14 protein-coding genes are annotated in these 12,530 nt (G+C 61.4%); 8 read left to right on the top strand and 6 right to left on the bottom strand.

Going from position 1 to position 12,530, the window contains the following annotated elements:
- The 3 genes from tag to ACIOMO_RS26360 all read left to right on the top strand — a co-directional run.
- On the top strand, positions 1-543 hold a 543-nt coding region (gene tag / locus ACIOMO_RS26370), incomplete at its 5' end, for a DNA-3-methyladenine glycosylase I (protein ID WP_401244401.1).
- Positions 544-583: 40 nt separating this feature from the next.
- Positions 584-1,471: a lysophospholipid acyltransferase gene (locus ACIOMO_RS26365; protein ID WP_008084359.1), complete on the top strand. Its 888-nt coding sequence runs from the start codon at positions 584-586 to the stop codon at positions 1,469-1,471.
- 107 nt (positions 1,472-1,578) lie between these two features.
- Positions 1,579-1,818 (top strand): PilZ domain-containing protein, encoded by a 240-nt coding sequence (locus tag ACIOMO_RS26360; protein ID WP_053125318.1) that lies wholly within the window; start codon positions 1,579-1,581, stop codon positions 1,816-1,818.
- 4 nt (positions 1,819-1,822) lie between these two features.
- On the opposite strand, the gene ACIOMO_RS26355 is transcribed toward ACIOMO_RS26360, so the two are convergent.
- From ACIOMO_RS26355 to def, 5 genes are all read right to left on the bottom strand, one after another.
- A complete protein-coding gene (locus tag ACIOMO_RS26355; protein WP_401244399.1) occupies positions 1,823-2,137 on the bottom strand; it encodes a tetratricopeptide repeat protein in 315 nt (104 codons plus the stop codon).
- A 131-nt stretch (positions 2,138-2,268) separates the two neighbouring features.
- Positions 2,269-3,645 carry a Trk system potassium transporter TrkA gene (gene trkA, locus ACIOMO_RS26350; protein ID WP_053125322.1) on the bottom strand — a complete coding sequence of 459 codons (1,377 nt, stop codon included), beginning with the start codon at positions 3,643-3,645 and terminating at the stop codon, positions 2,269-2,271.
- 22 nt (positions 3,646-3,667) lie between these two features.
- Positions 3,668-4,978 (bottom strand): 16S rRNA (cytosine(967)-C(5))-methyltransferase RsmB, encoded by a 1,311-nt coding sequence (gene rsmB / locus ACIOMO_RS26345; RefSeq protein WP_212545436.1) that lies wholly within the window; start codon positions 4,976-4,978, stop codon positions 3,668-3,670.
- On the bottom strand, positions 4,975-5,934 hold the full coding sequence (fmt, locus tag ACIOMO_RS26340) for a methionyl-tRNA formyltransferase (protein ID WP_401244397.1): 960 nt from the start codon (positions 5,932-5,934) through the stop codon (positions 4,975-4,977). Before fmt ends, rsmB begins: the two co-directional genes overlap by 4 nt.
- 58 nt (positions 5,935-5,992) lie before the next feature.
- Positions 5,993-6,499, bottom strand: a complete 507-nt coding sequence (gene def / locus ACIOMO_RS26335; protein ID WP_053125329.1) for a peptide deformylase — start codon at positions 6,497-6,499, stop codon at positions 5,993-5,995.
- Positions 6,500-6,661: 162 nt separating this feature from the next.
- Here def and ACIOMO_RS26330 point away from each other — a divergent pair, with 162 nt between their 5' ends.
- The 3 genes from ACIOMO_RS26330 to ACIOMO_RS26320 all read left to right on the top strand — a co-directional run bounded on the left by ACIOMO_RS26330 (position 6,662) and on the right by ACIOMO_RS26320 (position 9,481).
- Positions 6,662-7,687, top strand: a complete 1,026-nt coding sequence (locus ACIOMO_RS26330) for a LysM peptidoglycan-binding domain-containing protein (protein WP_053125331.1) — start codon at positions 6,662-6,664, stop codon at positions 7,685-7,687.
- 80 nt (positions 7,688-7,767) lie between these two features.
- On the top strand, positions 7,768-8,868 hold the full coding sequence (gene dprA / locus ACIOMO_RS26325) for a DNA-processing protein DprA (protein ID WP_401244395.1): 1,101 nt from the start codon (positions 7,768-7,770) through the stop codon (positions 8,866-8,868).
- Between the two features lie 55 nt (positions 8,869-8,923).
- The gene (locus ACIOMO_RS26320) at positions 8,924-9,481 is read left to right on the top strand and encodes an L-threonylcarbamoyladenylate synthase (RefSeq protein ID WP_053125335.1); all 558 of its coding nucleotides are present in this window, start codon (positions 8,924-8,926) and stop codon (positions 9,479-9,481) included.
- Between the two features lie 100 nt (positions 9,482-9,581).
- On the opposite strand, the gene ACIOMO_RS26315 is transcribed toward ACIOMO_RS26320, so the two are convergent.
- Positions 9,582-10,559 (bottom strand): NADPH:quinone reductase, encoded by a 978-nt coding sequence (locus ACIOMO_RS26315; protein WP_400650289.1) that lies wholly within the window; start codon positions 10,557-10,559, stop codon positions 9,582-9,584.
- Positions 10,560-10,708: 149 nt separating this feature from the next.
- On the opposite strand from ACIOMO_RS26315, the gene hemF reads away from it, so the two are divergent.
- Positions 10,709-11,623: an oxygen-dependent coproporphyrinogen oxidase gene (hemF, locus tag ACIOMO_RS26310; RefSeq protein ID WP_401244392.1), complete on the top strand. Its 915-nt coding sequence runs from the start codon at positions 10,709-10,711 to the stop codon at positions 11,621-11,623.
- A 9-nt stretch (positions 11,624-11,632) separates the two neighbouring features.
- Entirely contained in the window at positions 11,633-12,454 is an 822-nt protein-coding gene (gene aroE, locus ACIOMO_RS26305) for a shikimate dehydrogenase (protein ID WP_401244390.1), read from the top strand.
- The last annotated feature ends 76 nt before the right edge of the window (positions 12,455-12,530 follow it).

Raw genomic sequence — 12,530 nt, 5'->3', positions numbered from 1 at the left:
TGGTGTACCGAAGATCCGCTGTACATGGCTTATCACGATCAGGAGTGGGGCACGCCGCTACGCGATGCGCAGGGTTTGTTCGAGTTGCTTTTGCTCGAAGGGTTCCAGGCTGGGCTGTCGTGGATCACCGTGCTGCGCAAACGCGAGCGTTATCGCGAGGTGCTGTTCGGCTTCGACGTGCAGCGCGTGGCGCAGATGAGCGACGCCGAAATCGACGAATTGATGCTCGATCCGGGGATCATCCGCAACCGCCTCAAACTCAACGCCGCCCGCCGCAATGCCCAGGCCTGGCTGGCGCTGGAGGATCCGGTGGCCTTCCTCTGGTCGTTCGTCAACGACCAACCGATCATCAATCATTTCAAGGATCGCAGCGAAGTCCCGGCGATCACCCCCGAAGCGCTGGCGATGAGCAAAGCCCTGAAAAAGGCCGGTTTCACGTTCGTCGGCCCGACCATTTGCTACGCGCTGATGCAGGCTTCGGGCATGGTCATGGATCACACCCGCGACTGCGACCGCTACGCGCAGCTCGTCAACGCCGGTTAGAATGGCCGCCTCGCGCACCGCACAAGATCAGGAGTGACCTGTGGAAAAGTTTAAAGGCGCCTTGCTGGTAGGCGCTCTGCGGCTGTTTGCCCTGCTGCCATGGCGGGCCGTGCAGGCCGTGGGTTCGGCGATCGGCTGGATCATGTGGAAAACCCCCAACCGCTCCCGCGACGTGGTGCGGATCAACCTCGCCAAATGTTTTCCACAGATGGATCCGGCCGAACGTGAGCGTCTGGTCGGGCAGAGCCTAAAAGACATCGGCAAGTCGCTGACCGAAAGCGCCTGCGCGTGGATCTGGCCGGCGCAGCGTTCGATCGATCTGGTGCGCGAAGTCGAAGGCCTCGACGTGCTGAAAGACGCTTTGGCCTCGGGCAAAGGCGTGGTCGGCATCACCAGCCACCTCGGCAACTGGGAAGTGCTCAACCACTTCTATTGCAGTCAGTGCAAACCGATCATTTTCTATCGCCCGCCGAAGCTCAAAGCTGTGGACGAATTGCTGCGCAAACAGCGCGTGCAACTGGGCAACAAGGTCGCCGCCTCCACCAAGGAAGGCATCCTCAGCGTTATCAAGGAAGTGCGCAAAGGTGGTGCAGTGGGCATCCCCGCTGACCCGGAACCGGCCGAATCCGCCGGGATCTTCGTGCCGTTCTTCGCCACGCAGGCGCTGACCAGCAAATTCGTGCCGAACATGTTGGCCGGTGGCAAAGCCGTCGGCGTGTTCCTGCATGCGCTGCGCCTGCCCGACGGTTCTGGCTACAAAGTGATCCTCGAAGCCGCGCCCGAAGCCATGTACAGCACCGATACCGCCGAATCCTGCGCAGCAATGAGCAAAGTCGTCGAGCGCTACGTCGCCGCCTATCCGAGCCAATACATGTGGAGCATGAAGCGCTTCAAAAAGCGCCCACCCGGCGAAGAACGCTGGTACTGACGAAGTTGGCACACTCTGTGGATAACCTGTAGGAGCTGCCGCAGGCTGCGATCTTTTGATCCTGCTTGAGGTTATCCACAGAAACGTTCAAAAAAGGGCGCACCAAGATGTCCGAACACCGCAAATCCTTCCGCATCAAAATCACCCACGACAGCTTCGGCGAATGCCTCGGGCAAACCCGCAACCTGTCGCCCACCGGGGTATATGTCCAGCATCCGAGCCTGGCTTCGTTGCCCAAAGGTGCGGTCGTCTATGGCCAGGTTCAGGATTTACCCACAGGCGCGCCACGGGTGCGAATGGAAGTGGTAACGGTCGACGCCGAAGGCATCGGTTTGCGCTACTTGTAGAACGTCACTGCGCCTGACGATCGAGTTTCTTCAAAAACACCGTCATTTCCTTCTCGGCCTGCTTGTCGCCATGGGCGCGGGCGGCTTCCAGACCTTGTTCCCACGCCTGACGTGCGGCGGCAGTGTCGCCCAGCGCCAGTTGCGCCTTGCCCAACAGTTTCCACGCGGCGGAATACTTCGGATCGAAGCCGACGCAGCGCTGGAAATGTTCGGCAGCCTTGGCGTTTTCGCCCTGATCCAGATAGCCCTTGCCCAGGCCGAAGCGCAGCAGAGAGTTATCCACACCCTTGGCGAGCATTTTTTCCAGGGATTCGAGCATTTTTGCACCCTCGCTTCAGTGATCGTTCCCACGCTCCGCGTGGGAATGCCTCAATGGACGCTCTGCGTCCGCTCTTGGGACGCAGAGCATCCCGGGCTGCATTCCCTCGCGGAGCGTGGGAACGATCAACCTCAGAAAAAGCTCAGCCCCACATGAAACAGCTTCTCCACATCGCGAATATGCTTTTTATCCACAAGGAACAGAATCACATGGTCGCCCGCTTCGATCACCGTGTCGTCGTGGGCGATGATCACTTGTTCGTTGCGGATCACCGCGCCAATCGTGGTGCCCGGCGGCAGGCCGATCTTTTCGATCGGTTTGCCGATGACCTTGCTCGATTTCGCATCACCGTGAGCAATCGCCTCGATCGCTTCCGCCGCACCGCGGCGCAGTGAGTGCACGCTGACGATATCGCCACGGCGCACGTGCGCCAGCAACGTGCCGATGGTCGCCAGTTGCGGGCTGATGGCGATGTCGATGTCGCCGCCCTGAATCAGGTCGACGTAGGCCGGGTTGTTGATGATCGTCATGACCTTCTTCGCCCCCAGCCGTTTCGCCAGTAGCGAAGACATGATGTTGGCTTCGTCATCGTTGGTCAGCGCGAGGAAGATATCGGCGTCGGCGATGTTCTCTTCCAGCAGCAAATCGCGGTCGGACGCGCTGCCCTGCAGCACCACGGTGCTGTCGAGGGTGTCGGAGAGATAGCGGCAGCGCGCCGGGTTCATCTCGATGATTTTCACCTGATAACGGCTTTCGATGGCCTCGGCCAGGCGCTCACCGATCTGTCCGCCGCCAGCAATGACGATGCGTTTGTAGGTTTCGTCGAGACGGCGCATTTCGCTCATCACTGCGCGAATATTCTCACGCGCGGCGATGAAGAAGACTTCATCGTCGGCCTCGATCACCGTGTCGCCCTGCGGCAAGATCGGCCGGTCACGACGGAAAATCGCTGCGACGCGGGTTTCGACATTCGGCATGTGTTCACGCAACTGGCGCAGTTGCTGACCGACCAGCGGCCCGCCGTAATAGGCGCGCACCGCGACCAGTTGCGCCTGACCTCCGGCGAAGTCGATTACTTGCAACGCGCCCGGATATTCAATCAGGCGCTTGATGTAATTGGTCACCACTTGCTCGGGGCTGATCAGCACGTCGACCGGAATCGCTTCGTTCTGGAACAACTGCTCTTCGCGCGTCAGGTACGAAGCTTCGCGCACTCGGGCGATTTTCGTCGGCGTGTGAAACAACGTGTGGGCGACCTGACAGGCGACCATGTTGGTTTCGTCGCTGTTGGTCACCGCCACCAGCATATCGGCGTCGTCTGCGCCGGCCTGACGCAGCACCGTCGGCAACGAGCCTCGGCCCTGAATGGTACGGATGTCGAGACGATCGCCGAGGTCGCGCAGGCGTTCGCCGTCGGTGTCGACCACGGTGATATCGTTGGCTTCGCTGGCGAGGTGCTCAGCCAGCGAACCGCCGACCTGCCCTGCCCCGAGGATGATGATTTTCATCCAGTCACTCCATTGAATCCATTTAGCCGCGTGCGGCAGCGATCTTGATCAGCTTGGCGTAGTAGAACCCGTCATGCCCGCCCTGCTGGGCCAGCAATTGGCGACCATGGGGCTGTTTGATTCCGGCCGTGGTGGCCAGATCCAGTTCGCGGGCGCCCGGTGTGCGCTCAAGAAACGCGGCGATGACTTCGGTGTTCTCGGTCGGCAGCGTCGAGCAGGTGGCATAAAGCAGAATGCCGCCGACTTCGAGGGTTTTCCACATGGCGTCGAGCAGCTCGCCTTGCAGTTGCGCGAGGGCGACGATGTCGTCCGGCTGACGGGTCAGCTTGATGTCCGGATGGCGGCGGATCACGCCGGTGGCCGAGCACGGCGCGTCGAGCAGGATGCGCTGGAACGGTTTGCCGTCCCACCATTTTTCGGTGTCGCGACCGTCAGCGGCGATCAGTTCGGCGTTGAGGCCGAGGCGCTCAAGGTTTTCCTTCACGCGCACCAGACGCTTGGCTTCCAGATCCACCGCGACCACGCCGGCCAGCGCCGCTTCGGCTTCGAGGATGTGACAAGTCTTGCCACCCGGCGCGCAGCAGGCGTCGAGCACGCGTTGGCCTGGCGCCAGGTCGAGCAGGTCGGCGGCCAGTTGCGCGGCTTCGTCCTGCACGCTGATCCAGCCTTCGGCAAAACCCGGCAGGCTTCGCACATCGGCGGCGGCTTCGAGAATGATGCCGTCGCGGCTGTAAACGCAGGGCGTTGCGGCAATTCCGGCTTCAGTCAGCAAGCCGAGGTAGGCGTCGCGGCTGTGATGGCGGCGGTTGACCCGGAGGATCATCGGCGGATGCGCGTTGTTCGCTTCGCAGATGGCTTCCCACTGTTCCGGCCAGAAAGCCTTGAGGGACTTTTGCAGCCAGCGCGGATGAGCGGTACGCACCACCGGATCACGCTCCAGTTCGGCAAAAATCGTCTCGCTTTCGCGCTGAGCGTTACGCAACACCGCGTTGAGCAGGCCTTTGGCCCAAGGTTTTTTCAGCTTGTCGGCGCAACCGACGGTTTCGCCGATGGCGGCGTGGGCCGGCACGCGGGTGTAGAGCAATTGGTAGAGGCCGACCAGCAGCAACGCCTCGACATCGGCATCGGCGGTTTTGAACGGTTTCTGCAGAAGTTTTTCCGCCAGTGCCGACAGGCGTGGCTGCCAGCGCGCGGTGCCGAACGCCAGATCCTGAGTGAAACCGCGATCGCGATCCTCGACCTTGTCCAGTTGTGTCGGCAGTGAACTGTTCAGCGAAGCTTTGCCGCTGAGCACGGCGGCGAGTGCCTTGGCGGCGGCCAGACGCGGGTTCATTGCGCGTCCACCGCTGCGCCGAGCACCGTGCCGACAGCGAATTTCTCACGGCGGCTGTTGAACAGATCGCTGAAGTTCAGCGCTTTGCCACCGGGCAACTGCAGGCGGGTCAGGCACAGCGCCTGTTCGCCGCACGCGACGACCAGGCCGTCCTTGCTGGCGCTGAGGATTTCACCCGGCGCGCCGTTGCCTTCGGCAATGGTCGCCGCCAGCACTTTCAGCGCTTCACCGTTAAGGGTGCTGTGGGTGATCGGCCATGGATTGAAGGCGCGCACCAGTCGCTCCAGTTCAACCGCCGGACGGCTCCAGTCGATACGTGCTTCGTCTTTGTTCAATTTGTGCGCGTAAGTGGCGAGTTCATCGTTCTGCACTTCGCCTTCCAGCGTGCCTGCGGCCAGACCGGCAATCGCTTGCACCACGGCCGGCGGGCCCATCTCGGCGAGACGATCATGCAAGGAGCCGCCAGTGTCTTCGCCCGTGATCGGCGTGACGACCTTGAGCAGCATCGGCCCGGTGTCGAGGCCAGCTTCCATGCGCATCACGGTCACGCCGCTTTCGGCATCACCGTGTTCGACGGCGCGCTGGATCGGCGCCGCACCGCGCCAGCGTGGCAGCAACGATGCGTGACTGTTGATGCAACCCAAGCGCGGAATATCCAGCACCACTTGCGGCAGGATCAGGCCGTAGGCGACCACCACCAGCAAATCCGGCTTCAGCGCGGCCAGCTCGGCTTGAGCGTCAGCGTTGCGCAACGTCGGCGGCTGCAACACCTGGATATTATTTTCCAGCGCGAGCTGTTTGACCGGGCTCGGCATCAGTTTTTGCCCGCGACCGGCCGGACGATCCGGTTGGGTGTAGACCGCAACGATCTCGTAAGGGCTGCTCAGCAGGGCCTTGAGGTGTTCGGCGGCAAATTCCGGGGTACCGGCAAAAACGATGCGCAGTGGCTCAGTCATGGAAGGCGTCTCTTGAAAAGAAAAAGGCTTGCCGCAGCAAGCCTTTGAAGGAGGGGCATCAAGCGTTCTGGCGGTGGAGCTTTTCCAGTTTCTTCTTGATCCGGTCGCGTTTGAGCGTGGACAGGTAATCGACGAACAATTTGCCGTTGAGGTGGTCGCATTCGTGCTGGATGCACACCGCGAGCAGGCCTTCGGCGATCAGTTCATAGGGCTTGCCGTCGCGGTCCAGCGCCTTGATCTTGACCTTCTGCGGGCGGTCGACGTTTTCGTAGAAACCCGGTACCGAGAGGCAGCCTTCCTGGTATTGCTCCATTTCTTCGGTCAGCGATTCGAACTCGGGGTTGATGAACACCCGGGGCTCGGTACGGTCTTCGGAAAGGTCCATCACGACGATACGTTTGTGCACGTTGACCTGGGTCGCGGCGAGGCCGATGCCCGGCGCTTCATACATTGTTTCAAACATGTCGTCGACCAACTGACGCACTTCGTCGTCCACTACAGCCACAGGTTTGGCGATAGTGCGCAGACGCGGGTCCGGAAATTCGAGGATGTCTAAAATGGCCATAGGCTTTGATTGCTGCACGTGTTGAGTAAAGTCGGGTCGATGGCCTGGCAGGTCCGAAGATGCAGGCTACCGTTTGTGAAGCGTAGCTTGTGCATTTTGCTCAAGCGAGCCACGGGGGCTCTGACGGTTCACGCGAACGCACATGATAAAGGGATTCACTGCATGAGGAAAACACTACTCGCCCTGCTGTTGCTGGCTTCGGCCGGCGTAGCGCAAGGGCAAGTGCAACTCAGGGATGGTTTTCCACAGCAATACACGGTGGTTACGGGTGACACACTCTGGGACATTTCCGGCAAATACCTGCGCGAGCCCTGGCAATGGCCGCAGTTATGGCGGGCCAATCCGCAAATTGAGAACCCCAACCTGATCTATCCCGGCGACACGCTGACGCTCAGCTACGTCAATGGCCAGCCGCGTCTGACGCTCAATCGCGGCGAGTCGCGCGGCACCATCAAACTCTCACCACGGATTCGCACCAGCCCGGTGGCCGAGGCGATTCCGAGCATTCCGCTGAAATCGATCAACAGTTTTCTGCTGAGCAACCGCATCGTCGACAAGGCCGAAGATTTCGACAAGGCGCCGTATATCGTCGCCGGCGATGCCGAACGAGTACTCAGCGGTACCGGCGACCGCATCTACGCGCGTGGCCATTTCGACCCGAATCAACCGGTCTACGGCATCTTCCGCCAGGGCAAGGTCTACACCGATCCGCAGACCAAGGAGTTCCTCGGCATCAACGCCGACGACATCGGCGGCGGTGAAATCGTCGCGACCGAAGGTGACGTTGCCACCCTCGCCCTGCAACGCACCACGCAGGAAGTGCGCCTCGGCGACCGCTTGTTCAGCGGCGAAGAGCGTTCGATCAACTCGACCTTCATGCCCAGCGCACCCGCTACCCAGATCAACGGCGTGATCATCGACGTGCCACGCGGCGTCACTCAGATCGGCGTGATGGACGTGGTCACCCTGAACAAGGGCAAACGCGACGGATTGGTCGAAGGCAACGTGTTGGAGGTCATGAAAACCGGCGAAACCGTGCGCGACCGTATCACTGGCCAACCGCTGAAAATTCCCGACGAACGCGCCGGGTTGCTGATGGTGTTCCGCACCTACGACAAACTCAGTTACGGCCTCGTCCTTAACGCATCGCGCTCGCTGGCGGTGCTCGACAAGGTGCGAAATCCGTAAGCTTGCTTCACAAGTTACCAACAGAGTTATCCACAGCTTGTTCCGAATGGTTCGGAGCTTATAACGATCAAGGATGATCCATGATGATGTCTGCCTCCGCGCCGGTTTCCCCGGCAGAACTGGAAGCGCGCCTGCGCCTGCACCGCTTGCCGGAAATCGGCCCGAAGCGTTTTAGCAAATTGCTCGAAGCCTTTGGCTCGGCCTCAAAAGCCATCAGCGCGCCCGCGAGTGCCTGGCGTTCGCTGGGAATGCCGGCGGCGAGTGCCGAAGCGCGGCGTTGCCCGCAAGTGCGCGATGGCGCCAGCCACGCAATGCGCTGGCTAGAGCGGCCGGAGCATCATTTGCTGATGTGGGATCAGCCGGATTACCCGGCACTGCTGGCGCAGATTCCTGATCCGCCGCCGCTGCTGTTTGTCGCGGGTGATCCACTGATTCTGGAGAAACCGCAGTTGGCGATGGTCGGCAGCCGCCGCGCTTCGCGTCCGGGAATGGACACGGCGGCGGCGTTTTCCCGCAGCCTCGCCGGGGCCGGTTTTGTCATCACCAGCGGTCTGGCGCTGGGCATTGATGCCGCTGCGCATCAAGCTGCGCTGGATGTCGGCGGGCTGACCGTCGGGGTGCTCGGCACCGGGCTGGAAAACTTTTATCCACAGCGCAATCGATGCCTCTGCGACGCGATGATCGCTTCCGGCAGCGCGGTGCTTTCGGAGTTTCCGCTGGACGCCGGGCCGACCGCGAGCAACTTCCCACGGCGCAACCGGATCATCAGCGGTTTGTCCCTTGGCGTTCTGGTGGTCGAGGCCAGCGTTGCTAGCGGATCCTTGATCACGGCGCGGCTGGCAGCGGAACAGGGGCGCGAGGTTTACGCGATTCCCGGCTCGATTCATCACCCCGGCGCGCGCGGTTGTCACCAGTTGATTCGCGATGGCGCGGTGCTCGTGGAAACCATCGAGCACATTCTCGAAGCCCTGCGCGGCTGGCAGCGTTTGCCGCTGTCCGCAGACACGCCGCAAGTCGATCATCCGCTGCTGATGTTGCTGCACGCCGCGCCGCATACCAGCGAAGGTCTGGCCGACAGCAGCGGCTGGGCGTTACCAAAAGTGCTGGCAGCGCTGACCGAACTGGAAATGGATGGCCGCGCGGTGAGTGAAAACGGCCGCTGGTTTGCGCGGGTGAGCTAGGTTTTACAAGGAAGATCGGTAAACTGCGCGAAACCTGTTTGTGGAGAGTTTTTTCATGGTTAACAGTTGGCGTGTGCAACAAGCCGCACGAGAGATTCGCGCCGGGGCGGTGATTGCCTATCCAACCGAAGCCGTCTGGGGCCTGGGTTGCGACCCGTGGAATGAAGAAGCGGTGGATCGGCTGCTGGCGATCAAGAATCGCTCGGTCAATAAGGGCCTGATTCTGGTCGCCGACAACATTCGCCAGTTCGACTTCCTGTTCGAAGACTTCCCGCAAGAGTGGCTCGACCGCATGGCCAGCACCTGGCCGGGGCCGAACACCTGGCTGGTGCCACATCAGGGCTTGTTGCCGGAATGGGTGACGGGTGTGCACGACACGGTAGCGCTGCGCGTTAGCGATCATCCGCAGGTGCGTGATCTGTGCTCGATGGTCGGCCCGTTGATTTCGACCTCGGCCAACCCGCAAGGGCGCCCGGCAGCGCGCACGCGGTTGCGTGTTGAACAGTATTTCCGTGGGCAGATTGATCTGGTGTTGGGCGGGGAATTGGGTGGGCGCAAGAACCCGAGCCTGATTCGTGATTTGGCCACGGGCAACATTGTGCGGCCGGCCTAAAACCGCGTTGCCTCCATCGCGAGCCAGCTTTGCTCCTACAAATGATTTGTGAACGACATACATCAACTGTAGGAGCAGAGCTTGCTCGCGAAGGGGCCCGTCAAGGCAACAGAATTGTCGACCCTGTCGTGCGTCGAGCCGACAACTCAGTCTGCGCCTTGGCCGCCTCAGCCAACGAATAACGCTGGCTGATATCCACCTTGATTTTGCCGCTGATGATCATCTCAAACAGCTCATCCGCCATCCGCTGCAGGTTCTCCGCGTTATTGGCATAAGTCGCCAACGTCGGCCGGGTCACGTACAGCGAACCCTTCGCCGCAAGAATCCCCAGATTCACGCCGTCCACCGCGCCCGACGCATTACCGAAACTCACCAGCAAACCACGCGGTGCAACGCTGTCCAGCGACGTCAGCCACGTGTCCTTGCCCACACCGTCGTAAACCACCGGGACTTTCTTGCCATCGGTCAGCGCCAGCACGCGTTCGGCAACGTTTTCGTGGCTGTAATCGATGGTCGCCCAAGCGCCATTGGCCTTGGCCAGCTCAGCCTTCTCTTTCGAGCTGACGGTGCCGATCAACTTTACGCCCAGCGCCTTGGCCCATTGGCAGGCCAGCGAACCGACACCACCGGCAGCGGCGTGGAACAAAATGGTTTCGCCACCCTTCAATTCATAGGTCTGGCGCAGCAGGTACTGCACGGTCAGGCCCTTGAGCATCACGCCGGCGGCGGTTTCGAAACTGATTTCATCCGGCAGTTTCACCAGATTGGCTTCAGGCAAAACGTGCAACTCACTGTAAGCCCCCAATGGGCCACTGCCATAGGCCACGCGATCGCCGACCTTGAAGCGGGTGACGCCGCTGCCGACCGCGTCAACCACGCCTGCACCTTCGGCGCCTAGGCCGGATGGTAAGGCTGGCGGCGCATACAGACCGCTGCGGTAATAGGTGTCGATGAAATTCAGGCCAATCGCCTTGTTCGCCACGCGCACTTGATTCGGGCCGGGCGCGGCGGGTTCGTAATCAACAAATTCGAGCACTTCGGGGCCGCCGTGGGCGCGGAACTGGATACGCTTTGCCATCTGCCTGCTCTCCTTGGGTCTTTCGTGAGCCCCCTATCCAACTCCCATGCTTGATCTTCGTCAACTGCGGCGCGCTGTTCTGCGGTGGTATGCTACGCGCCCATTTGCGTCGCCCGCCTGCGGGGCGCCGCCCGATTCAAGGTGAAGCCATGACGACCCGCACCGACGCCGTAAAGGCCTATCTGCTCGACCTGCAAGACCGCATCTGCGCCGCACTCGAAAGCGAAGACGGCGGCACGCGCTTCGTCGAAGACGCCTGGACCCGGCCTGCCGGCGGTGGCGGTCGCACCCGCGTGATCGAGAATGGCACGCTGATCGAAAAGGGCGGCGTCAACTTTTCCCACGTCTTCGGCAGCGGTCTGCCGCCATCGGCCAGCGCCCATCGCCCGGAATTGGCCGGTCGCGGTTTCGAGGCCCTCGGCGTGTCGCTGGTGATCCACCCGCACAACCCGCATGTGCCGACGTCCCACGCCAACGTGCGCTTTTTCATCGCTGAGAAAGAAGGCGAAGAGCCGGTCTGGTGGTTCGGCGGCGGCTTCGACCTGACCCCGTATTACGGCAACGAAGAAGACTGCATTCACTGGCACCGCGTCGCCGAACAGGCCTGCGCGCCGTTCGGGTCGGACGTCTACCCGCGCTACAAGGCCTGGTGCGACACCTATTTCCACATCAAGCATCGCCACGAACCGCGCGGCATCGGCGGGCTGTTCTTCGATGACTTGAACGAGTGGGACTTCGACACCAGTTTCGCTTTCATGCGCGCCATCGGCGACGCCTACATCGATGCTTATCTGCCGATTGTGCAGCGCCGCAAAAATGATGTGTTCACCGCGCAGCAGCGTGAGTTCCAGGAATTCCGCCGTGGCCGTTACGTTGAGTTCAACCTGGTTTATGACCGTGGCACGTTGTTCGGCCTGCAATCGGGCGGACGTACCGAGTCGATCCTGATGTCGCTGCCACCACAAGTGCGCTGGGGCTATGACTGGAAGGCTGAACCGGGCAGCGAAGAAGCGCGCCTGACCGAGTACTTCTTGCAAGACCGCGACTGGTTGGCCGAGGCCTGAGGATTTTTGATGGATCGTTACGTCGTTTTCGGTAACCCGATCGGCCACAGCAAATCGCCGATGATTCACAAATTGTTCGCCGAACAGACCGGCCAGAGCCTCGACTACAGCACCCTGCTGGCGCCGCTCGACGATTTTTCCGGCTGCGCTAAAGCCTTTTTCGTACAAGGTCGCGGCGCCAATGTGACCGTGCCGTTCAAGGAAGACGCCTATCGTCTGGCCAACAGCCTGACCGCCCGAGCAGAACGTGCTGGCGCGGTGAACACCTTGAGCAAACTCGCCGACGGTTCATTGCTCGGCGACAACACCGACGGCGCCGGGCTGGTGCGGGATCTGACGGTGAATGCCGGGTTCAGCCTGACGGGCAAACGCATCCTGTTACTCGGCGCTGGCGGCGCGGTGCGCGGGGCGCTCGAACCGTTGTTGGCGGAGAAACCGGCGTCGGTGATCATCGCCAATCGCACGGTGGACAAGGCTGAGTTGCTGGCCGAGTTGTTCTGCGATCTGGGGCCGGTCTCGGCGAGCGGGTTTGACTGGTTGCGTGAGCCGGTGGACGTGATCATCAATGCGACGTCTGCGAGCCTGACCGGTGATGTACCGCCGATTGCGCCGAGCCTGATCGAGCCAGGCAAAACCCTGTGCTACGACATGATGTACGGCAAGGAACCGACGGCGTTCTGCCGCTGGGCCAGCGAGCATGGCGCGGCGGTGTCGATGGATGGTTTGGGGATGTTGGCCGAGCAGGCCGCCGAGGCGTTCTTTTTGTGGCGGGGTGTGCGTCCCGATACGGCGCCAGTATTGGCCGAACTGCGCCGCCAGTTGGCCCAATAAATAACCTTGTGGGAGCGAGCCCGCTCGCGAAAGCGGTCTGTCTGACACATTAATGTTGGATGTGCCGCAGTCTTCG

Source organism: Pseudomonas sp. NPDC087804 (assembly GCF_044742965.1).
In the GTDB taxonomy this organism is placed as follows: domain Bacteria; phylum Pseudomonadota; class Gammaproteobacteria; order Pseudomonadales; family Pseudomonadaceae; genus Aquipseudomonas; species Aquipseudomonas rustica.
The sequence above is the reverse complement of the archived record's forward strand: the minus strand, read 5'-3'. Positions and strand labels throughout refer to the sequence as shown.

Excerpts from the sequence above, each read along its gene's own strand:
- ACIOMO_RS26360 (WP_053125318.1), top strand. The coding sequence starts at position 1,579 with ATGTCCGAACACCGCAAATCCTTCCGCATCAAAATCACCCACGACAGC.
- ACIOMO_RS26355 (WP_401244399.1), bottom strand. The coding sequence starts at position 2,137 with ATGCTCGAATCCCTGGAAAAAATGCTCGCCAAGGGTGTGGATAACTCT.
- trkA (WP_053125322.1), bottom strand. The coding sequence starts at position 3,645 with ATGAAAATCATCATCCTCGGGGCAGGGCAGGTCGGCGGTTCGCTGGCT.
- rsmB (WP_212545436.1), bottom strand. The coding sequence starts at position 4,978 with ATGAACCCGCGTCTGGCCGCCGCCAAGGCACTCGCCGCCGTGCTCAGC.
- fmt (WP_401244397.1), bottom strand. The coding sequence starts at position 5,934 with ATGACTGAGCCACTGCGCATCGTTTTTGCCGGTACCCCGGAATTTGCC.
- def (WP_053125329.1), bottom strand. The coding sequence starts at position 6,499 with ATGGCCATTTTAGACATCCTCGAATTTCCGGACCCGCGTCTGCGCACT.
- ACIOMO_RS26330 (WP_053125331.1), top strand. The coding sequence starts at position 6,662 with ATGAGGAAAACACTACTCGCCCTGCTGTTGCTGGCTTCGGCCGGCGTA.
- dprA (WP_401244395.1), top strand. The coding sequence starts at position 7,768 with ATGATGATGTCTGCCTCCGCGCCGGTTTCCCCGGCAGAACTGGAAGCG.
- ACIOMO_RS26320 (WP_053125335.1), top strand. The coding sequence starts at position 8,924 with ATGGTTAACAGTTGGCGTGTGCAACAAGCCGCACGAGAGATTCGCGCC.
- ACIOMO_RS26315 (WP_400650289.1), bottom strand. The coding sequence starts at position 10,559 with ATGGCAAAGCGTATCCAGTTCCGCGCCCACGGCGGCCCCGAAGTGCTC.
- hemF (WP_401244392.1), top strand. The coding sequence starts at position 10,709 with ATGACGACCCGCACCGACGCCGTAAAGGCCTATCTGCTCGACCTGCAA.
- aroE (WP_401244390.1), top strand. The coding sequence starts at position 11,633 with ATGGATCGTTACGTCGTTTTCGGTAACCCGATCGGCCACAGCAAATCG.